The organism is Streptomyces sp. NBC_01506 (assembly GCF_045040295.1).
Lineage (GTDB): Bacteria > Actinomycetota > Actinomycetes > Streptomycetales > Streptomycetaceae > Streptomyces.
Genome location: NZ_CP109422.1, coordinates 5000410 through 5021119 on the forward strand (window position 1 = coordinate 5000410; position 20710 = coordinate 5021119).

The 20710-nt window shown below is 69.0% G+C and carries 14 protein-coding genes and 5 tRNA genes; 10 read left to right on the plus strand and 9 right to left on the minus strand.

All coding sequences use genetic code 11. The features are described 5' to 3' along the window. Positions 1-76: 76 nt before the first annotated feature. Positions 77-325, minus strand: coding sequence for a DUF3073 domain-containing protein (locus OG329_RS21935; protein ID WP_189111161.1), 249 nt, complete (start codon positions 323-325; stop codon positions 77-79). A gap of 299 nt (positions 326-624) precedes the next feature. Further along, on the minus strand, positions 625-1725 hold the full coding sequence (locus tag OG329_RS21940) for a Leu/Phe/Val dehydrogenase (protein ID WP_405797419.1): 1101 nt from the start codon (positions 1723-1725) through the stop codon (positions 625-627). Positions 1726-1878: 153 nt separating this feature from the next. Here OG329_RS21940 and OG329_RS21945 point away from each other — a divergent pair, with 153 nt between their 5' ends. Then, complete coding sequence (locus OG329_RS21945) at positions 1879-2727, plus strand: hypothetical protein (protein ID WP_405797421.1); 849 nt, start codon at positions 1879-1881, stop codon at positions 2725-2727. 501 nt (positions 2728-3228) lie between these two features. Continuing rightward, positions 3229-3435 carry a developmental transcriptional regulator BldC gene (bldC, locus tag OG329_RS21950; protein ID WP_003949541.1) on the plus strand — a complete coding sequence of 69 codons (207 nt, stop codon included), beginning with the start codon at positions 3229-3231 and terminating at the stop codon, positions 3433-3435. A gap of 403 nt (positions 3436-3838) precedes the next feature. On the opposite strand, the gene OG329_RS21955 is transcribed toward bldC, so the two are convergent. The 7 genes from OG329_RS21955 to OG329_RS21985 all read right to left on the minus strand — a co-directional run bounded on the left by OG329_RS21955 (position 3839) and on the right by OG329_RS21985 (position 10619). After that, positions 3839-4063 (minus strand): DUF6274 family protein, encoded by a 225-nt coding sequence (locus OG329_RS21955; RefSeq protein ID WP_405797422.1) that lies wholly within the window; start codon positions 4061-4063, stop codon positions 3839-3841. Positions 4064-4347: 284 nt separating this feature from the next. Continuing rightward, positions 4348-4422, minus strand: a tRNA-Asp gene (locus OG329_RS21960). 101 nt (positions 4423-4523) lie between these two features. Next, positions 4524-8474, minus strand: coding sequence for an ATP-dependent RNA helicase HrpA (gene hrpA, locus OG329_RS21965; RefSeq protein ID WP_405797423.1), 3951 nt, complete (start codon positions 8472-8474; stop codon positions 4524-4526). A 136-nt stretch (positions 8475-8610) separates the two neighbouring features. Next, positions 8611-8684, minus strand: a tRNA-Phe gene (locus OG329_RS21970). A 22-nt stretch (positions 8685-8706) separates the two neighbouring features. Beyond that, positions 8707-8781, minus strand: a tRNA-Asp gene (locus tag OG329_RS21975). Positions 8782-8819: 38 nt separating this feature from the next. Continuing rightward, positions 8820-8892: transfer RNA gene (locus OG329_RS21980), tRNA-Glu, on the minus strand. Positions 8893-8975: 83 nt separating this feature from the next. Continuing rightward, positions 8976-10619 carry a metallophosphoesterase gene (locus tag OG329_RS21985; RefSeq protein WP_405797424.1) on the minus strand — a complete coding sequence of 548 codons (1644 nt, stop codon included), beginning with the start codon at positions 10617-10619 and terminating at the stop codon, positions 8976-8978. Between the two features lie 84 nt (positions 10620-10703). Here OG329_RS21985 and OG329_RS21990 point away from each other — a divergent pair, with 84 nt between their 5' ends. The 8 genes from OG329_RS21990 to casA all read left to right on the plus strand — a co-directional run bounded on the left by OG329_RS21990 (position 10704) and on the right by casA (position 20670). After that, positions 10704-11081, plus strand: a complete 378-nt coding sequence (locus OG329_RS21990; RefSeq protein WP_405797426.1) for a metallopeptidase family protein — start codon at positions 10704-10706, stop codon at positions 11079-11081. Further along, the gene (locus tag OG329_RS21995) at positions 11078-11614 is read left to right on the plus strand and encodes a fluoride efflux transporter FluC (protein ID WP_405797427.1); all 537 of its coding nucleotides are present in this window, start codon (positions 11078-11080) and stop codon (positions 11612-11614) included. Before OG329_RS21990 ends, OG329_RS21995 begins: the two co-directional genes overlap by 4 nt. Before the next feature lie 19 nt (positions 11615-11633). After that, positions 11634-11987, plus strand: coding sequence for a fluoride efflux transporter CrcB (crcB, locus tag OG329_RS22000; RefSeq protein WP_405797429.1), 354 nt, complete (start codon positions 11634-11636; stop codon positions 11985-11987). 125 nt (positions 11988-12112) lie between these two features. Beyond that, on the plus strand, positions 12113-12703 hold the full coding sequence (locus tag OG329_RS22005; protein ID WP_405797431.1) for a hypothetical protein: 591 nt from the start codon (positions 12113-12115) through the stop codon (positions 12701-12703). Between the two features lie 232 nt (positions 12704-12935). Further along, on the plus strand, positions 12936-15068 hold the full coding sequence (locus OG329_RS22010; RefSeq protein ID WP_405797433.1) for a DEAD/DEAH box helicase: 2133 nt from the start codon (positions 12936-12938) through the stop codon (positions 15066-15068). Between the two features lie 153 nt (positions 15069-15221). Beyond that, positions 15222-15294, plus strand: a tRNA-Lys gene (locus OG329_RS22015). Positions 15295-15746: 452 nt separating this feature from the next. Further along, on the plus strand, positions 15747-18683 hold the full coding sequence (locus OG329_RS22020; RefSeq protein ID WP_405797434.1) for a CRISPR-associated endonuclease Cas3'': 2937 nt from the start codon (positions 15747-15749) through the stop codon (positions 18681-18683). 340 nt (positions 18684-19023) lie between these two features. Continuing rightward, positions 19024-20670, plus strand: a complete 1647-nt coding sequence (casA, locus tag OG329_RS22025; protein WP_405797435.1) for a type I-E CRISPR-associated protein Cse1/CasA — start codon at positions 19024-19026, stop codon at positions 20668-20670. Positions 20671-20710: the final 40 nt, after the last annotated feature.

The window sequence follows — 20710 nt, forward strand, 5'->3', positions numbered from 1 at the left end:
GGGAGTCATGGTGAAACCCGGTCCGGGGAGCCCGGACCGGGTCACATGGGTGATTTCTTTTTGAGGTGTACGTACGTCAAGCGCCGCGACGCTGTGACGACGGGCCGGACTCCTCGTCCTCTTCGTCGTCGTTGTACAGCTCCGCGTACTGTGCGTACGGGTCATCTTCCTCGTCGTCATCCTCGAACGGCTCAGCGTTCGGCGGTTGACTCGAAGGCGATGCGCCCAGCTCGTTGGCCAGACGCGACAGGTCTGTCCCGCCGCTGTTGTACTTCAGCTGGCGGGCGACCTTTGTCTGCTTGGCCTTGGCCCGGCCGCGCCCCATGGCTCGACCCCCTCGGTGACGGGGCTCCACGGCCCCAGAGTCTTGACACGCGTTCATGTTTCAGAACGAGCTCTCCGTAAAGAGACCCGTCCTTAGGACTTCAACGGTACCTGCTTCCGCGGCCATACGGTACGCCGCCCGCATGACGCGCCTCGGCGCGGGACCGGCGAGAACGGGTGTCCTCGCTGGTCAACTGCGATTTTAACCTCTTCTTGAGGGGCGACCCGCCGACCAGGGTGAGTCTCGTCTCCCCCGGGGCCGCGCGGCGGCGGCGGGGGAGAGGCGACCCCTTCGCGGCGTCAGCGGACGCGGGCCTCCGAGATGCGCTGTTCGGCGATCCGATCGGCCGCGGCGGCCGGCGGAATCCCGTCGTCCTTCGCACGTGCGAATATCGAAAGCGTGGTGTCGAAGATCTTCGCGGCCTTCGCACGGCACCGCTCGAAGTCGAATCCGTGCAGCTCGTCGGCGACCTGGATCACCCCGCCCGCGTTCACCACGTAGTCCGGCGCGTAGAGGATGCCGCGTTCGGCGAGATCCTTCTCGACGCCGGGGTGCGCGAGCTGGTTGTTGGCCGCCCCGCACACCACCTTCGCGGTCAGTACGGGCACGGAGTCGTCGTTCAGGGCCCCGCCGAGCGCGCACGGCGCGTAGATGTCCAGACCCTCGGAGCGGATCAGCGCGTCGGTGTCGGCGGCCACGGTGACCTCGGGGTGCCGGTCGGTGATCCGCAGCACGGACTCGTCCCGTACGTCCGTGATCACCACGGAGGCGCCGTCCTGGAGCAGATGCTCGACCAGATGGTGCCCGACCTTGCCGACGCCCGCGATGCCGACCCGGCGGCCCCGCAGGGTCGGGTCTCCCCACAGATGCTGGGCGCTCGCGCGCATCCCCTGGAAGACGCCGAAGGCCGTCAGTACGGAGGAGTCGCCGGCGCCGCCGTTCTCGGGCGAGCGCCCCGTCGTCCAGCGGCACTCGCGGGCGACGACATCCATGTCGGCGACATACGTACCGACGTCGCAGGCCGTCACGTAGCGGCCACCCAGCGACGCCACGAACCGGCCGTACGCCAGCAGCAGCTCCTCGGTCTTGATCTGCTCGGGGTCGCCGATGATCACGGCCTTGCCGCCGCCGTGGTCGAGACCGGCCATGGCGTTCTTGTACGACATCCCCCGCGACAGGTTCAGCGCGTCGGCGACGGCTTCTTCCTCGGAGGCGTACGGGTAGAAACGGGTGCCGCCCAGGGCCGGGCCCAGGGCGGTGGAGTGCAGGGCGATGACTGCCTTGAGCCCGCTGGCGCGGTCCTGGCAGAGCACGACCTGCTCGTGGCCACCCTGCTCCGAGTGGAACAGGGTGTGCAGTACATCGACGGTTGCGACAGGGGCTCCGGTCACATCGGTCACGGTGGTGACTCCCAAGTACGAAGCGGTGAGTAGCCCCTCCTGGGGGTGGGGAGGAACTGTTTGCGCATGAGGGTAAGTCCTACCGCGACGTAGATCCGACGCAGTGCCGAGGATCACCCTTCCGAGGGGTGCGGGCATGGGACGATTCGGCGCATGCCAGCGGTGTCTGCACTCCTCGTCCCTTACGCCTCCTACCTGCGCGTGTACGAGCCCCTGGCGGCCTTTCCGGAGCCGGAGCGAAGCCATTGGGCGCGTTACGCCGCCCGGGAGCGTACGCCCACCGCGCAGGACGAACTCCGGCGCTCCCTGGCCGACTTGCTGCCCACACCGCCCGTCCCGGTGCCGGTCCACGAGAGCGCCGACGCGTTCGTCACGGAGGTCGACGGCGTCGTGTGCGTCTGCCCGTGGCGCACCCGGCTGCGCGGCTGGCTGGCCCTGGAGTCGCTGGCCGACACGCTGCCGGCGCCGCTGCTCGACGCGGTGCTGCCGCCGGTGGTCCGGGGGCAGGCGGCGGCCGACTTCGAGCAGTGGCGCGAGCGCAATCCGGACGCCCGGCCGTGGATCAGGACGGCGGTGTGGCAGGTGCCGGTGCGCTGGTTCACGCTCTTCGCCGACGACGAGCGTGAGTACCGGGCGTACGAGGAGGAGGGCCCCACGGCGCCCGCCCTGCGCTACCGGACCCCGATGGTGCAGGCGCGCCGGCGGATCGCCCGCGCGCTGAAGGCGCTGCGGGAGTCGGTCGACGAGGGGCCGCTCATCGAGGGCCTCATAGACGTGGGGCGGTGGCTGGAGGAGTTCCACCCGCGCTCGCTGGTCGAGCTGGACTACGGCGGGCTGGTGCACGCCCTGACCGGGCCGCAGCTCGCGGACGACCGCTCGGCGGCGGACGTGGCGGCCGGGATCGCCGCGCTGCGGGCCGGTGACGGCGAGGCGGCGGGCGAGGCGTACGAACGGCTGGCGGAGCGCTGGCGGGCGGTCAGGGACCGCCAGTTCGCCAACTGAGGACGGACCTGGGGCACGCGGGGACGGGAGTCCGGGGTCTTGTGTCCCACCACGCGGGACTTAAGACCTCTATCCGGCTCTAAGCCTCAAGGGTGACGGACCGCACTTACGGGGCTCTTGCGCCCATCACCCACCCTCGTGTCAAAATAGGACAAGGAGTCCGGGGAGGGCTCCTTCCGTCCAAGTAAGTGCTGAATGCTCACCCTTGCACTCTATGGGGGTTGTCGTGACGCCTGATTGCTCCTGTGACTGATCGTCACTGCGGCGTAACTGTCCGCTATGGCATGGTCCATCGGCTTCCGTCGTTGATGAACACCTGAGAGGGCAATTCCATCGGTTTGGCCGACGAGGCTGGACAGATGGTGTAGTTGTAGTGCCGAGGACAAGCCGTTCGTCCTATAACCGACTCGGCCCGCGTCCGCCATTTCGGGCAACGTGGGTCAAGGTGCAGAATTTAGAGGAAAGAACCGAGATGGTTCGGTTCTCCCGAGGAGGCCGCTCATGACCGCTCGCACCCCTGATGCCGAGCCGCTGCTGACCCCGGCTGAGGTTGCCACGATGTTCCGCGTGGACCCGAAGACGGTCACACGCTGGGCAAAGGCCGGCAAGCTCACGTCCATCCGCACGCTCGGTGGGCATCGCCGGTATCGCGAAGCAGAGGTACGCGCACTGCTCGCGGGTATTCCGCAGCAGCGCAGCGAGGCGTAAAAGCCTCGTCAGGGCACGACTGACAACCAATCAACCCAACTGGGCACCCGGGTCCCCAATCCGGTCGTCCCGCTTCATAGCTCCACATTGATCCACATAGCTTCACAACGCTCCACACGACGGGCACCTGCCCCAACAGGTCCCACGCTCCCGCAACAGGGGCAAGTCATCTTGATCGCGCTGGACTCCGCCGGGTCCAGCGCGATCTTTTTTGTGCCGTGGGGCGGGAGTTGGGGTGGGAATGGGGGCTGGGTCGGCGGTCGCCGGGAAGCGCTTACGGAGCAGTGCAATTGCACATATAAAATTCGTGGCCTGTAGGCGGGGTGTAAGTACAACCGTTCCGGAATCATCGACGGTGACACCCGTCACAGCGCCAACCCCTTGCCAACTCCCCCCGTAGCGCCTAATGGGGGTCGGTGTCCGCTTCTGGTGTGCGGTTCGGGGCGGAGCTGTTGATTGTCACCCCGGCGTCCGGAGGGGCGGGTGCGGCGGGCTCCATGACGAGCCGCTGGAGGCGATGACAGACCGCGCAGTGGCGCGTGACATGTCGATAGCCCGTCGAGGCCGCCAGATGGGCGCGCAGAAGCGCGCGGGTCTCATGCTTCGCCGTCGCTGCCGATGCCGCCATGCGCGCCACCCCCGGATTCGGGCCCTGCTGATGGCTTACCCGCGCCACGAAGACCCGTCAACCCAACGGACAGCAACGCGGCCCGCATCCGAGGAACGCGGGGCTTCCCTGCCGGGCACAGCGACGGAGCCCGCATCCAGAAAGATGCGGATGGTCGGCGGAAGGCGGTCCTGACGGGATTTGCTGTATCCGATTGCGGCTCCGCCGCGGGCGCGGCCTCGGTCTGCCGGGCACAGCGACGGAGCCCGCATCCAGAAGGATGCGGGCTCCGTGTCGTACGAACGCGGTCCTGACGGGATTTGAACCCGCGGCCTCCACCTTGACAGGGTGGCGAGCACTCCAAACTGCTCCACAGGACCAGAATTCGCGGCTCCGGTGCGATCCGTACCGGCGGCTGCGAAGTCAGACTGTACAGCAGCTCACAGGGTGCGGTCGAACCGGATCCTGGCCCTGCCGGGGGCTACGGCGCCGCCGCGTCGATCGCCTTCACGATCCGCTTGTCGGACACCGGCTGCGCCGTGCCCAGCGCGTGCGCGAAGTAGCTCACCCGCAGCTCCTCGATCATCCAGCGGATGTCCAGGACCTGTTGCGGCACAGGCCGCCCCCGTGGGAGCTGTTCGAGCAGCCACGCGTACTCGTCGCGCATCTCGTGGACTTTGTCCATACGCGTGGTGTCGCGCTGGACGTTCGTCGGCATCTGCTGGAGGCGGCGGTCCGCCGCGAGCAGGTAGCGCATCAGGTCGGGCAGTCTGCGCAGTCCCGTACGGGTCACGAAGCCCGCCGGCATCAGCTCCGCGAGCTGGTCCCTCACGTCCTGGACGTTGTTGATCAGGACCAGGCTGTTCGTGGTCTTCAGGCGCCGCTCGCACGCCTGCCAGGCCGCCAGGATCTGCTCGACGTCGCTGATGGTGCGCACGGTCACGTCGACCAGGTCGGCGCGGACCGACTCGTACAGCTTGCGGAACGATTCCTCGTCCCACGCCGGGCCCCCGTGCTCGGCGATCAGCCGGTCCGCCGCCGCCGTGGCGCAGTCCTCGAACAGCGCCTGGATCGAACCGTGCGGGTTACGGGACAGGGCCAGCTTCTGCTTGTTGGTGAGGGTGTCCGAGGCGAACTTGGCCGGATTGACCGGGATGTTGAGCATGATCAGCCGCCGCGTGCCGCGCCACATGGCCTGTTGCTGCTCGGCCTGCGTGTCGTAGAGCCGTACGGCCACAGTCGCGCCCTGGTCGACCAGCGCCGGGTACGCCTTGACCGGCTGGCCGGCCCGCCTGGTCTCGAAGGTGCGCGAGAGCGTGCCGATCGTCCAGTCCGTGAGGCCCGAGCGCTCGACCGACTCGCCCGTCGGCCCCGCGACCGCCGCCGCGGCCTGCGAGAGCGCCTGGCGGGCCTTGGGCTTCAGCGCGATCCGCAGCGCCTCCAGATCCTTGTCCTCGGCGATCTTGCGGCGCCGCTCGTCGACGATCCGGAAGGTGATCTTGAGGTGGTCCGGCACCCGGTCCGGGTCGAAGTCGTCCGCCGTGACCGGCACCCCGACCATCTGCTGAAGCTCGCGCGCCAGCGTCACAGGAAGCGCTTCCTGAAGAGGCACCGCGCGCTGAAGGAACTTCTTCGCGTAGTTCGGCGCCGGGACGTAGTGGCGGCGGATCGGCTTCGGCAGGGAGCGGATCAGCTCCACCACCACCTCCTCGCGCAGTCCCGGGATCTGCCAGTCGAAGCCCTCGGAGGTGATCTGGTTGAGCACCTGGAGCGGTACGTGGACGGTCACACCGTCCGCGTCGGCCCCCGGCTCGAACTGGTACGTCACCCGGAACTTGAGGCGGCCCTGCCGCCAGGAGTCCGGATAGTCGTCCTTCGTGACGGCGCCGGCCGCCTCGTTGATGAGCATCGAGCGCTCGAAGTCGAGGAGTTCGGGCTCCTCCGTGCGCTTGTGCTTCCACCACGAGTCGAAGTGCGCGCCGGAGACCACATGGTCGGGCACCCGCTCGTCGTAGAAGTCGAACAGCGTCTCGTCGTCCACGAGGATGTCGCGGCGCCGCGCGCGGTGCTCCAACTCCTCGACCTCGCCGAGAAGTTTGCGATTGTCATGGAAAAACTGATGGTGCGTCCGCCAGTCGCCCTCGACCAGCGCGTTGCGGATGAACAGGTCCCGCGACGCCTCCGCGTCGATTCGGCCGAAGTTCACCTTGCGCCGCTCGACGATCGGTACGCCGTACAGCGTGACCTTCTCGTACGCCATCACGGCCGACTGGTCCTTCTCCCAATGCGGCTCGCTGTACGTGCGCTTGATCAGATGCTGGGCCAGCGGCTCGATCCACTCGGGGTCGATCTTTGCGTTGACCCGTGCCCAGAGCCGGGACGTCTCCACCAGCTCGGCGGACATGATCACGCGCGGCGGCTTCTTGAAGAGGGCGGAGCCGGGGAAGACCGCGAACTTGGCGTTGCGGGCGCCCACGTACTCGTTCTTCGCGCCGTCCTTCACATCCTTCAGGCCGATGTGCGACAGCAGCCCGGCCAGCAGCGAGATGTGCACGGACTGGTCGGGGGCGGGGGCGCTGTCGTCCCTCTCCTCGAACTTGATGCCCATCTGCTTGGCCACCGTGCGCAGTTGGGAGTAGATGTCCTGCCACTCGCGGATCCGCAGGAAGTTCAGATACTCCGCCTTGCACATCCGGCGGAAGGCGGAGGAGCCGCGCGCCTTCTGCTGCTCGCGGATGTAGCGCCACAGATTCAGGAAGGCCAGGAAGTCGGAGGTCTCGTCCCGGAAGCGGGCGTGCTGCTGGTCGGCCTGGGTCTGTTTCTCCGAGGGGCGCTCGCGCGGGTCCTGGATGGACAGCGCCGCGGCGATCACCATCACCTCGCGTACGCAGCCGTTGCGTTCGGCCTCGATGACCATGCGCGCCAGGCGCGGGTCCACGGGCAGTTGCGAGAGCTTGCGGCCGAGCTGGGTGAGCTGCTTGCGCGGATCCTTCTGCGCGGCGTCGAACGCGCCCAGTTCCTGGAGGAGTTGGACGCCGTCACGGATGTTGCGGTGGTCCGGCGGGTCGATGAAGGGGAACTTCTCGATCTCGCCGAGGCCAGCCGACGTCATCTGGAGGATGACCGACGCCAGGTTCGTACGGAGGATCTCGGCGTCCGTGAACTCGGGCCGCGCCTCGAAGTCGTCCTCGGAGAACAGCCGGATGCAGATGCCGTCCGACGTACGGCCGCAGCGCCCCTTGCGCTGGTTGGCGCTGGCCTGCGAGATCCGCTCGATCGGCAGCCGCTGGACCTTGGTGCGGTGGGAGTAGCGGGAGATCCGGGCGGTGCCGGGGTCGATCACGTACTTGATGCCCGGCACGGTCAGTGACGTCTCCGCGACGTTCGTTGCCAGAACGATCCTGCGGGTCGCGCCGCCGCCGGGTCTCTGGAAGACGCGGTGCTGCTCGGCGTGCGAGAGGCGCGCGTACAGCGGGAGCACTTCGGTGTGCCGCAGCTTGCGTTTGTCGAGCGCGTCGGCGGTGTCGCGGATCTCGCGCTCGCCGGAGAGGAAGACCAGGACGTCGCCGGGGCCCTCCGACTTCAGTTCGTCCACGGCGTCGCAGATCGCGGTGATCTGGTCGCGGTCGCCCTCATCACCCTCCTCTTCGAGGAGGGGGCGGTAGCGGACCTCGACCGGGAACGTACGGCCGGAGACCTCCACGATCGGGGCGTCGCCGAAGTGGCGGGAGAAGCGCTCGGGGTCGATCGTCGCCGAGGTGATGACGAGCTTGAGATCCGGGCGCCGGGGCAGGAGCTGGGCGAGATAGCCGAGCAGGAAGTCGATGTTGAGGCTGCGCTCATGGGCCTCGTCGATGATGATCGTGTCGTACGCGCGCAGGTCGCGGTCCGACTGGATCTCGGCGAGCAGGATGCCGTCCGTCATGATCTTCACGAAGGTCGCGTCCTGGTTCACCTGATCGGTGAAGCGGACCTTCCAGCCGACGGCCTCGCCGAGCGGGGTCCGCAGCTCGTCGGCGACACGCTCGGCGACGGTGCGGGCGGCGATCCGGCGGGGCTGCGTATGCCCGATCATGCCCCGGACGCCCCGGCCCAGCTCCATGCACATCTTGGGGATCTGGGTGGTCTTCCCCGATCCGGTCTCACCGGCGACGATCACGACCTGGTGGTCGCGTATCGCCTCGAGGATCACGTCCTTCTTCTGACTGACGGGCAGTTGATCGGGGTACGTGATCGCCGGCATCCGGGCCGCGCGGGCGCGCACACGCTCGGCGGACTTGCCGGCCTCGGCCGCGATCTCGTCGAGGACGGCCTGCCGGGCTTCGGGCTTACGGATGCGCCGGACGCCTTCGAGACGGCGGCCGAGGCGCTGCGAGTCGCGCAGCGACACCTCGGCCAGCAGGGACTGAAGGTCGGCGAGGGAAGTAGACATACCGAGCCCAGGGTCTCACCCGGGCCCGGCGAGTGGCGAACCCATTTCGCGGCGCGGTACGCGCAAACCCCTGCCGAAGGTCTCGACAGGGGTGGCTGTACGGAATCTGTACGGAATCCGTACGGAAGAAGAAGAGTGGCTGGGGCCGGGATCGAACCGGCGACCTATCGCTTTTCAGGCGATCGCTCGTACCAACTGAGCTACCCAGCCACGCGGCCCTCGCGAGCCACAGCGGTCCTGACGGGATTTGAACCCGCGGCCTCCACCTTGACAGGGTGGCGAGCACTCCAAACTGCTCCACAGGACCAAGCAATGTGCGAGACGAGTCTCGCACACAGTGTTGCGTGCCCCCAACGGGATTCGAACCCGTGCTACCGCCTTGAAAGGGCGGCGTCCTGGGCCACTAGACGATGAGGGCTAAGGGCCCGCCTGGGCGCTTAGCAGCAGCGCGTCGGGGACGTCCGAAGCATATGGGATGCGGGGAGCTATCGCCAAAACGGTTTACGGGGCGGGGGACGGGCCCGCGGGGGCGGAGGGGGCACGGGAGCCGGACGCGGGTGCGGAGGGGGATCCCGTCGGTGTGCCGGACGGCGATCCCGACGGCGGCGCGGACGGCGACGGGTCCGTGCCCGGCACCCCCGCCTCCTTAGGAAGATGGCGGCTGACCTCGGCCGTCGTCAGCCCCAGACCGCCCAGCGTGATCTCGTCCCACGCCTGGAGCCGCTTCGTCGTGCTGTCCAGATAGAGCAGCGACGCCCGTACCTTCTCCGGCTCGTCGTTCTGGACGGCGCGCAGCCCGCCGCCGCCCGTCGAGCCCTCGACCTTCAGCCGTGTGCCGAACGGCATGATCTCCGTCTCGCGGTGGTGGATATGGCCGGCCAGCACGAGCGGGACCGTGCCGTCCGTCTCCCTGGCGGCGGTCGGGTTGTGCGCGACGGCGATGTCCACCGGGGTGCCCGCCCGCTCCTGGTCGCGGATGGCCGACGCGAGCCGGATGCCCGCCATCTCCTCGGCGGGGTCGCCGCCGGTGGCCAGTGAGCGGTCGGGGGTGAACTGCGGGTCGCCCGTGCCCGCCACCCGGATCCCGGCGACGGTGACGGCGCGGCCGTTGTCGAGGACATGGACGTTCTTCAGGCCGGACAGGTACTTCTGGGTGTCGGCCGAGTCGTGGTTGCCGCGCACCCAGACGTACGGCGCGCCCAGGTCGGGGATGGGGTCGAGGAAGGTGTTCTCGGCGGCGGAGCCGTGGTCCATGGTGTCGCCGGAGTCGATGATGAGGTCGATCTTGTACTGCTTCACGAGCGAGCCGATGATGGCCCAGGCGGCGGGGTTGAGATGGATGTCGGAGACCTGGAGGACGCGCAGGGTGCCGGGGTCCGGCTGGTACGAGGGCAGGGTCGACGTCGCGTCGTACAGCTTGGTCACGTTCGTGACGAGGCGCGCCAACTCCTTCTGGTAGACGTCGAATTCGGTGACGATCGAGCGGGCGCTGCCGACGACCTGCGGGGCCGACGAGAGCAGCCCGGAGAAGCGGGGCTCCAGCACGGACTTCGGGTTGAAGGTCGCGAACGCGGTGACGCCGGCCGCGGCCAGCAGTACGAGCGCGAGCCCGCCGGCGGCCAGCGCGCGGCGGGGGCGGCGGTAGACGACCAGACCGAGGGCGGTGGCGCCCGAGACGACGGCGACACAGGACCGTACGGCCAGATCGGTCGTCCCGGACGCGACGTCCTGCCCGACCTCCTCCTGGAGCCCGGAGAGGCGTTCCGGGTGCTCGACGAGGGCCTGTGAGCGGACCGGGTCGAGCTGGTCGACGTCGACGTCGAGGCGGATCGGGGCCGTGTGCGAGTCGAGTTCCAGCGCGCCCAGGGGTGAGACGTTGATCTTCGTGCCGCCGGTGAGGGACGGGCGCAGGGTCATCTTCGTGTCCATGGGGCCGACCGGCGTCCGCACACTGCCGACGACCAGCAGCCCGAGCCAGGCGCCGATCAGCACGACGGCGACGAGACCGAGCGCGCGGCTGTAGGGGTGCGGGGAGCTGACCAGCGTGCTCGTCGGGCCGTCACCGCGGGACCGGTAGTGCCGCTGGAATCGGCTGATCGCGGTGATCGCGGTACGGAACGGGACACGGCGTACGTCGCGGGCCATTGGGCGCGTATGCCCAGAGCGACGGGCGGTCATGCGTGGGCACCGCCTTTCCCCGATCTTGGTGACCTGCGTGACAATGGCGGGGTGCTGGAGATGACGCGCGAGGAGTTCGAAGAACTGGTGGCCGAGGCGCTGGACCGGGTCCCGCCGGAGCTTATGCGGCTGATGGACAACGTCGCGGTATTCGTGGAGGACGAGCCGGATCCCGCCGCCGCGAGGGAGTCGGGCGAGGAGTTCGACCCGGATCTGCTCGGGCTCTACGAGGGGACTCCGCTGACCGATCGCGGCGAGTGGTACGCGGGGGTGCTGCCGGACCGGATCACGATCTACCGGGGGCCGACGCTGCGGATGTGCGAGTCGCGCGAGGAAGTGGTGGCCGAGACGGAGATCACGGTGGTGCACGAGATCGCGCACCACTTCGGGATCGACGACGAGCGGCTGCACGAGCTGGGGTACGGGTGAGCGCGAATCCGGGGGACGATCCCGTCGATTCCGTTGATCCCGTTGATCCCGTCGATCCCGTTCATTCCCTCGAGCCGGTCGACTCCGATGTCGACCTGCGGGTGCCCGGTCAGCGCGCCGAGACGGCCGGGCACCGGCTCTGGCAGGTGCTGGCCGTCATCTCGGCGGGCGGCGCGGCGGGCGCGACCGCGCGGTACGGCGCCGAGCGGCTGTGGTCCACGGCAGACGGCGGCGACGGGGTCTTTCCTTGGACGACGTTCGCGGTGAACGTGCTGGGCTGCGGGCTGATCGGCGTGCTCATGGTGCTGGTCGCCGAGGGCGGCTGGTCGGTGCATCCGCTGGTGCGGCCGTTCCTCGGGGTGGGGGTGCTGGGCGGGTTCACGACGTTCTCGACGTACACGCTGGACTTCCTGCGGCTCGTACGGCACGGGGAGGCGCCCGCGGCGCTGGGGTACGCGGCGATGACGCTCGTGGGCGCGATGGCGGCGGTGTGGCTGACGGCCACGGTGACGCGGCGGCTGGTGCCGAGGTGACGCGGCGGCTGGTGCCGAGATGAACTGGCTTCTCGTGGTCGTGGGCGGCGCGATCGGCGCGCCGCTGCGCTATCTGACGGACCGTACGGTGCAGACGTGGCACGAAACCCTGTTCCCCTGGGGGACGTTCGCCGTGAATGTGGCGGGCAGTCTGGTGCTGGGGGTGCTCGCCGGGGCGACGGTGTCGTCGGCGACGTACGCCGTTGTCGGTACGGGGCTGTGCGGGGCGCTGACGACGTACTCGACCTTCTCGTACGAGACGCTGCGGCTGGCCGAGCGCGGGAAGGCGCTGCTGGCCGGCGCGTATGTCTCGGCGTCGCTGCTGGTGGGGCTGGGCGCGGTGTGGGCGGGCTGGGAGCTGGGCGCGCTGTGACGCAGTTGGGCCCTGGGGGGCGTGTCCCTCGTGGGGAAAAGGAAGTTGGGCAGGGCAATCATTCCCCCGCTGTCGCGCAGTCGTCGGCGGGGTGAGCCGTTCCACGCCCCCCGGAGGTGCCCCGCGTGCGCCAGTTGTCCGTCCCCGGCCGTTTCGCCGTCTGGATCGTCACCTCGGTGGCGGTCGCCACCTCCACAGGCTGCGTGAGCGTCGGCGACGACGGAGGGAAGCCGGCCCCCTCACGATCGGCCGCGCCGCGCGGGGCCGTGGCCGAGCCGGACGGCGGTACGGCGGCGGACGCCGGCGTGGGTCTGCCGCAGGACGGCCGGGGCGGCGCGGGGCCGAACGGTGCCGAGCACAGCGGCGAGCACGGCCAGAAGGGGAAGGAGGGCGATCCGCGGGCGTCGGGCGGCCCCTCGGCGAAGCCGGGCGATCCCGGGGCGCCGGACGGCAAGCCGCTGCCTCCCGCATCGAGGCCGCCGGGCGGCGACGTACCGCCGGCGGAACAGCCGACCAGGACCCCGCCGCCGCCCTCGGAGCCACCGCCGGACCCGGACCCCGAGCCGGAGCCCCCGACACCGCCCGAGCCGAGCGGCCCGCCGGACCCGCCGTCGGCCTCGCCGATGGCGGACCTACGGATGAACCCGCTGTCGGCGGGCGACGGGGCCGGGATGCGGAAGGAGCCGATGGCGTCGCCGCAGTTGGGGCCGGTGTGAGGGCTGATGAAGATGAATGGGCAGGTGGGAGGCGGATCGGGGGAAGCGGTTTGCCAGGGAGGGGGAGCGGTGCGTATGGTAGTAGATCGTTTGATCATTGCCCGGCGCCGACACAGAAGAGCGCCGCGTGGCGCGTACTCTCCCTTGCCGTGGCAGACCGCATTGAGGCGGTCGAATTGCGAATCACGGAGTTTGGGCGCGTGCCGAGACTCCGGAAGGTTTCGCATTTCGCATGTCCATTTCCAGTACTGACCACACCGTCATGCCCGAGAACGACTCCGACGACTCGATCGAGAGCATCGCGGCGCAGACCACCGAGACCGCCGAGACCGCCGAGACCACCGAGGTGGCTGAGGTGGCTGAGGTGGCCGAGGCTCCGAAGACCCCCGAAATCACCTTCGGCGACCTGGGGTTGCCCGAAGGCATCGTCCGCAAGCTCACCCAGAACGGCGTCGTCGCGCCCTTCCCGATCCAGGCCGCGACCATCCCGGACGCCCTGGCCGGCAAGGACATCCTGGGCCGCGGCCGTACCGGCTCCGGCAAGACCCTCGCCTTCGGTCTGCCGCTGCTGGCCACGCTCGCCGAAGGCCGTACCGAGAAGAAGAAGCCCCGCGGCGTCATCCTGACCCCGACCCGCGAGCTGGCGATGCAGGTCGCCGACGCCCTCCAGCCGTACGGCGACGTGCTCGGCCTGAAGATGAAGGTCGTCTGCGGCGGTACGTCCATGGGCAACCAGATCTACGCGCTGGAGCGCGGTGTCGACGTCCTCGTCGCCACCCCAGGCCGGCTGCGCGACATCATCAACCGCGGCGCGTGCTCCTTGGAGAACGTTCAGATCGCGATTCTGGACGAGGCCGACCAGATGTCCGACCTGGGCTTCCTGCCCGAGGTCACCGAACTGCTCGACCTGGTGCCGGCCGGCGGCCAGCGCATGCTCTTCTCCGCCACGATGGAGAACGAGATCAGCACGCTGGTCAAGCGCTACCTGAAGAACCCCGTGCACCACGAGGTCGACAGCGCGCAGGGCAACGTCACGACCATGAGCCACCACGTGCTCGTCGTGAAGCCCAAGGACAAGGCGCCGGTCACGGCCGCGATCGCGGCGCGCAAGGGCCGCACGATCATCTTCGTCCGTACGCAGCTCGGCGCCGACCGTATCGCCGAGCAGTTGCGCGACTCGGGCGTGAAGGCGGACGCGCTGCACGGCGGCATGACGCAGGGCGCGCGTACGCGGACGCTGGCGGACTTCAAGGAGGGTTACGTCAACGCGCTCGTCGCGACCGACGTGGCCGCCCGCGGTATCCACGTCGACGGCATCGACCTGGTCCTGAACGTGGACCCGGCCGGTGACCACAAGGACTACCTGCACCGCTCGGGCCGTACGGCGCGGGCCGGCAAGTCCGGCGTCGTCGTGTCGCTGGCCCTGCCGCACCAGCGCCGCCAGATCTTCCGGCTGATGGAGGACGCGGGCGTCGACGCCGCGCGTCACATGGTCGCCGGTGCCGGGGCGTTCGAGCCGGAGGTCGCCGAGATCACCGGCGCCCGTTCGCTGACCGAGGTCCAGGCCGACTCCGCGAACAACTCCGCCAAGCAGGCGGAGCGCGAGGTCGCCGACCTGACCAAGGAGCTGGAGCGCCTTCAGCGCCGCGCCGGCGAGCTGCGCGAAGAGGCCGACCGCCTCGTCGCCCGTGCCGCGCGTGAGCGCGGGGACGACCCTCAGGCGGCGGTGGCGGAGGTCGCGGCCGAGGCCGCGGCGGCCATCGAGGCGGCGGCGGCAGCCCCGTCCGTACCGGCTCAGGCGTCGCGCGACGAGCGCGGCAACTACGGCCGTCGGGACGACCGCAAGGACGACCGCGGTGAGCGTAGTGGCCGTGGTGGCGCGAAGGGTTACACCCCTCGCGACGGCGGCAGCGGCGACCGTGGCGGCTTCCAGCGCCGGGACGACCGGCCCTCGGGCGGCTTCCGCAGGGACGACCGACGTGACGACCGCGGTGGCTTCCAGCGCCGGGACGACCGTCCCGCGGGCGGTGGCTTCCAGCGTCGTGACGACCGCCCGGCCGGTGGCGGCTTCCGCCGCGACGACCGGAAGGAAGGCGGCTTCAACCGTGACCGCCGCGACGACCGCCCCTCGGGCGGCGACCGCCGCGACGGCGCCCGCCCGTTCGAGCGCCGCGAGCACCGTCCCACCGGTGACCGCCCGTTCAACCGCGACCGCCGCGACGACCGCCCCTCGGGCGGCTTCCGCTCCGGCGGCCACGACCGCCCCTCGGGCCGCCGCGACGACCACCGCGGAGGCACGACCGGCACGAGCACGGGCTCGTTCGGCCGCCGCGACGACAAGCCGCGCTGGAAGCGCAACGGCTGACCGTCCGCCACCCCGGACTCCCCGGCCCACGCACGACGGGGCCCGTACCGCACAGACCAACCGCGGTACGGGCCCCGCCCCGTACCCCCGATCCGGGGGATACCCGATCGGCTCGCCATCCCCGGCGGGCTATGCTCGTGGATGACTCGCCGAGGGCCGTTAGCTCAATTGGCAGAGCAGCGGACTTTTAATCCGTTGGTTGTGGGTTCGAGTCCCACACGGCCTACTCCTCGCAGGCGGAGGTTTCCCCGCCTGACCTGCTACGCAGCGCCTCTCCCGGTCCCGATCGGCAGGGGCGCTCCGTTGTTTACGGGCGAGTGGGGGCTGCTGGGCACAACGAGAACACCCCGCTTGCGCGGGGAACACGCCTGAGCAACACGCATCGGCATGAAGGCCCTCGGAACACCCCCGCCTGCGCGGGGAACACCACGACGACCGGCCGGTCCTGGCGCACAGCGCCGGAACACCCCCGCCTGCGCGGGGAACACGCCGCAGCACGCGCCTTCTTCAGGTCGAGGCGCGGAACACCCCCGCCTGCGCGGGGAACACTCTTCCTGAGCTGCGACGTTACAGCGACTTTGCCGTTACTTGACCATCGTTCTCTCTCACCACTCCATGTTGTCAGAGGTGTGTGGTGAAGTACCCACGACTGAGAAATCGCACTGTGGAGGGTGAAGCGTGATCGATGCGCGTCTTTGGGGGAAATCCGACGGGCTTGCGAAGCCGTACTCGCTCATCGGGCATCTCGTGGATTCGGCGATGGTCTGCGGGGCTGTTTGGGATGGTGTCCTGACTGCCGGTCTACGCCGTCGTGTCGCGGAGTCGTTGGATGTGGAGTTGGAGGAGGCCCGGCGGATTGTCATGTTCTGGGCCGGGCTTCATGATCTCGGGAAAATCATGCCGCAGTTTCAGGACTTGGCCGTCCGGGCGAGGCCGACCCACTGTGGCTTTCTCCGTGAGGCCGCTTACGCGCATGACCGAGTGAATGACAGCAAGGTCAAGAAGATCCGCCACGAGTACGCCACTCATCGCGCACTTCCACAGTTACTTGCCCAGCTCGGCTATCCGGTGCCGGGAGGGCGTATCGCGCGGCTGCTGCTCGCCCAGGTGGCACAGATGCTCGGGGGGCACCACGGGCGGTATCCCGAAGGGATCGAGCCGCAGGATCTGCGCGACCCGCTGATCAACTTGCGGGAGCTCGGTGCCGGTGCGTGGGACGAACAACGGAGGGAGCATGTCGCCGCGCTCTATGAGGTGTTGGGGCGGCCCGTGATTCCCGACCGTGGTGCTTTGCCCGTGCACCTGGCGGTCCGGATTGCCGGAGTGGTTATTGTCTCCGACTGGATCGCCAGCCAGGAACATGTCATTCAGCAGCAGCAGAAATCTCTCGACGCCCACCCGGATGTCGGTTCCTCGACCGCGCTGTATGCCCACGCGCGGAGCGCGGAAAGTATGGCGCCCGCGCTCGTCGAGGAAGCCGGCCTTGGCCGGGCCACCTTCGGTAATGGCGCGTTTCGTGACATGTTTCCGGAGATCGCCTCGCCCTATCCGCTGCAGTTGAGCGTCGAGGCAGGACTGGGCGGAGCGGTGGAGGGTCCAGGCATTCTGCTGGTGACGGCGCCGACGGGGGACGGTAAGACGGAGACGGCTCTGTATGCGGCGTCCGTGATGGGCGCGGCATGCGGGACCGCCGGACTGTTCTTCGCTCTGCCCACACAGGCCACGGCGAATCAGATGTACGGGCGTCTCGTCCGCTTCGCCGAGAAAAACCTGCTGGAATCGGCTCAGTTGACTCTGCTGCACGGTGCGGCCGATCTGTACGCCCCCTACATCGAGCCCGCCGACGGCATAGCTCACGGCGGCGTTGACCCCCGCGTCCTGTCCGACCACGAGTCCGGTGGCGACCGGGCGCGCCAGATCTCCGTCGAGGCGAGCCAGTGGTTGCGGAAGCGTGGGCGGGGCATCCTCGCCCCCCTGGCCGTCGGCACGATCGACCAAGCTTTGATGGGCGTACTGCCGCTGAAGCGCAATGCGTTGCGTCATCTCGGGCTCTCCGGGAAGACGGTGGTGATCGACGAGGCCCACGCCTATGACGCCTACACCCATGCCCTGCTGCTCAGGCTGTTGGAGTGGCTCGGAGCCATGGAGGTCCCGGTAGTGCTGCTGTCGGCCACTCTCACCGGTGAGACGGCACGGGGCATGGTGCGGGCATATTTGTCCGGGGCAGATGCCGATGCCGGGGTACGCGAGGTACCCGCACCTTCGTACCCGGGCTGGCTTTTCGCTTCCGCGCACAGCGATCGCGTCCTGGAGCCCGCGGAGCCGTTGCGCAGCGAGCGGGAGCGCGATCTCGCGGTGGACGTTCGACGCGTCACGCACACTTACGAGCCGACCGTCGAGGGCGGCCGTCTGGCCACTGTGCTCGATGTTCTCGACGACGTGGCGAGCAGTGGCGGATGCGCGGCCGTCATCTGTACGACGGTCGCCGAAGCTCAGCAGACGTACGACGCCCTGCGTGCCCACTACTGCTCCCGTTACGGTGAGGGCTACCTCGGGTGGGACGACCGGTCCGAGGAGGACCGAGCCCAGGAGGACGCCGGCGCGGGTCCTCGGCTGCGGCTGCTTCACGCACGTTTCCCTGCCGCGCGCAGGGCGGAGATCACCGCGGAAGCCGAGAGGTGGTTCGGGCGTACGGACAAGCCCGAGGTGCGTCGGCCGACCGGCCCACGGGGTGCGGTGCTCGTCGCCACCCAGGTGATCGAGCAGTCCCTCGACCTCGACTTCGATCTGGTTGTCTCCGACCTTGCCCCCATGGCCATGTTGCTTCAGCGAGCGGGGCGGGTATGGCGTCACGCCGCCCCCGCACCGGCGCGGCCCGACTGGTCCGAGGGCCCACGCCTCGTGGTGCTGGCGCCCGTGGGGAAGGATCGCGAGCTGTCGGTTCCGGCGTCGTGGGGCGACGTCTACGCGCAGTCGCTCCTGCATCGCACACTGGAACTGCTGGGGCGACGGAACGGAGCGAGCCTGGCCGTGCCCGGGGATGTCCAGGAGTTGGTGGACGCCGTGTACGACCCCGAGTTCGCCTCAGCGGCTCCGGAAGAACTGATGGAGCGGGACCTCCGTCGTATGGCCGATGACATGGCCCGTCATGCCTTGGCCGGCATGGTCGCGTTGCCTCCTCCTCGCTTGGTGAGGTCGTTGCACGCTCTGACGACCAGTGACGCCGACGAGGAACTGATCCGTACCCGTCTGGGTGCGGAGTCCGTTCAGGTGCTGCCGGTCTTCGAGAACGAGGCCGGTCTGTGGCTGGACGACGCGTGCAGCGTCGCGCTGCCGGAGTCTGGGTGCGGCCCGGCGGGCCGTTTCACCACTGCCGAGGTCCGTGCCCTGCTCGGTTACGTCGCTCCTCTCGCACACGGCCCGTGGCGTGCCGAGTGCGGACCGGCGAACGTGCCGCCCGTCGCTTGGCGCGACGAACCCCGGCTGGCTCGTCTCGTCGTTCTGCCGCATCGCCCAACTGGGGGCGGTATCGCTCAGGGAGCGTTGCTGGGGGAGACCCGGATCACCTGTGATCGGGTGTTGGGCTTGGTCGTTCGCCGTGAAGAGCGCTCATAGCGTGTCCTGCGAGCGGGGCTCCAACACATCCAGTCACCTTGCCTGCCAGCGCAACCAGTCACCTTCTCCAACTCGCTGCGGAATCACCGTGGTTGGCACTACGCTCGGGTCCAGCGATCGCGAAGCCCGTCTGACCTGACAGCCGGCCAGGTCAGACGGGTCACGCTCACCCCCGCCTGCGCGAGGAGTGGTTGAGGCTGGGCATCCCAGCCCACCCGGTCACGGGTTCACCTCCGCCTGCGCGGAGCGTTTCTCCGCCTGTCGCGGAGGTTTCCAGGCTACGACCCTGCTGATCCGTCTTCACCCTCAGTACGTCTTCATTTGATTGAGGTCTTATCCCATGCCGTCAGATTCGACCGGCAATGACCGTTTCCCCGTTGACGTAAGGCCGTGGATCCCCGTGTTCGCGGGCGGAGCCACCGAGCGAGTCGGCTTTCGTGAACTCTTCCTCCGCGCAAGCGAGTTCGATGGCCTTGCCATCGCTCTCCCTCCGGCCGCCTCCGGCCTGATGCGGATACTGTGCGCCATGGCCGCCCGTATCACCGGCCTGTACGAGGCAGCGGACAGCGGCGAGTGGTTCGACCGGCGTTACGACCTGCTTGAGGACGGGGCCGGGTTCAACTCCAAAGCGGTTCACGAGTACTTCGACCGGCACGTGGACGGTCTGTGGCTGCACGACCCGGTTCGCCCCTTTCTTCAAGATCCCCGCCTGAGCGCCGAGTGCTCCGGGTCGTCCGGCGTGAACAAGCTGGTGATGGCCCGTCCGGCGGGCAACAATCAAGTGTTCTTCGGGCACTTCAGCGATGCCGAGCAGATGGCCCTCGCCCCCGAGGAGGCCGTACTTCATCTGATCGCGCAGCTCTACTACGGGCCGTCCGGACAGTGCACACCGCGGACCGTCGAGGGGCGGCGGTACGGGAACACGATGGCCGGGCCCTTACGCCGGGTCCTTTCCTGCCACCCCGTGGGACGAACGCTGTACGAAACTCTGGTGCTGGGTGTCCCAGAACCCGGCACCTGGCCCCAGGCCGCCGATCGGAGTGCTGACGGCTGCCCCTGGGAACGTACGGAACTGCCCGTGCCGCTGTCCCCTCCGGCTCCTGCCACCGGCCCGCTCTCCATGCTGACGGAGCAGTACCAGCACGCGGTACTCCTGGAGCCCGGACCGGACGGCGACAGCGTCACGGATGCCGTGATCACCTGGGCTTTCCGTTACAACCGGTCGGCGTGCCGCGACCCGTACCTGATCTGGGACGAGAAGAAGGACGGCACCCTCTATCCCCGCGACGCCAAGGCGGAGAGGGCGCTGTGGCGGGACCTTGACTCTCTGGTCCTGTTGAACAGGGCCGGCGGCGGCCGCAGGCCGCTGATCTTCGACGGGCTGGCCGGCGAAGAACTTCCCGAGCCTGTGTTCCGGGCGCTGCGGGTCATGGCCTACGGCTTCGACCAGGACGGGCAGACCCGGGACCGGACCTACTTCAGCGCGGTGACCCCGCCGCTCTTCGCTCTGCTCAACCCGTCCCGGACGGCGGCGGATTCGACACTGGCGAATGGGGCGAAGGAAGCGCGGGAGGCGGCCGAGAAGGCAGCGTGGCACCTCACCGCCGCCTTGCGAACCGCGTGGCGGAGCTATACGACACCGTTCGCCGAGGACCGACCCGAGGACCGACACGGTGACCGCTCGGCCGGGGCGCAGAGCGGAGACAGCGGAATGAACGGTATGAAAGGTAACGGCAAGAAGGGCAAGGGGACCGGGCCTTGGCCCGAAGCCGCGCTGGCCACCTACTGGCCGGCCGCCGAAGAACGCTTCTGGGAACTGCTGGACGCGGGTGACTTCGCACAGGCCGTCCCCGCCTTCGGCCGGATCGCGCTCCGCGCCTTCGATGACGTAACCGCTTCCGTGGCCGCCCAGCCACGTGGTGCCAAGGCCCGGGAGAGCGCACGGGGCCTGGTACGGAGCCTGCTCGATCACGCCCGTGAGCGATAGAGCCCGACCGGATCACCACCGTCCGACCACCCGACTCCTT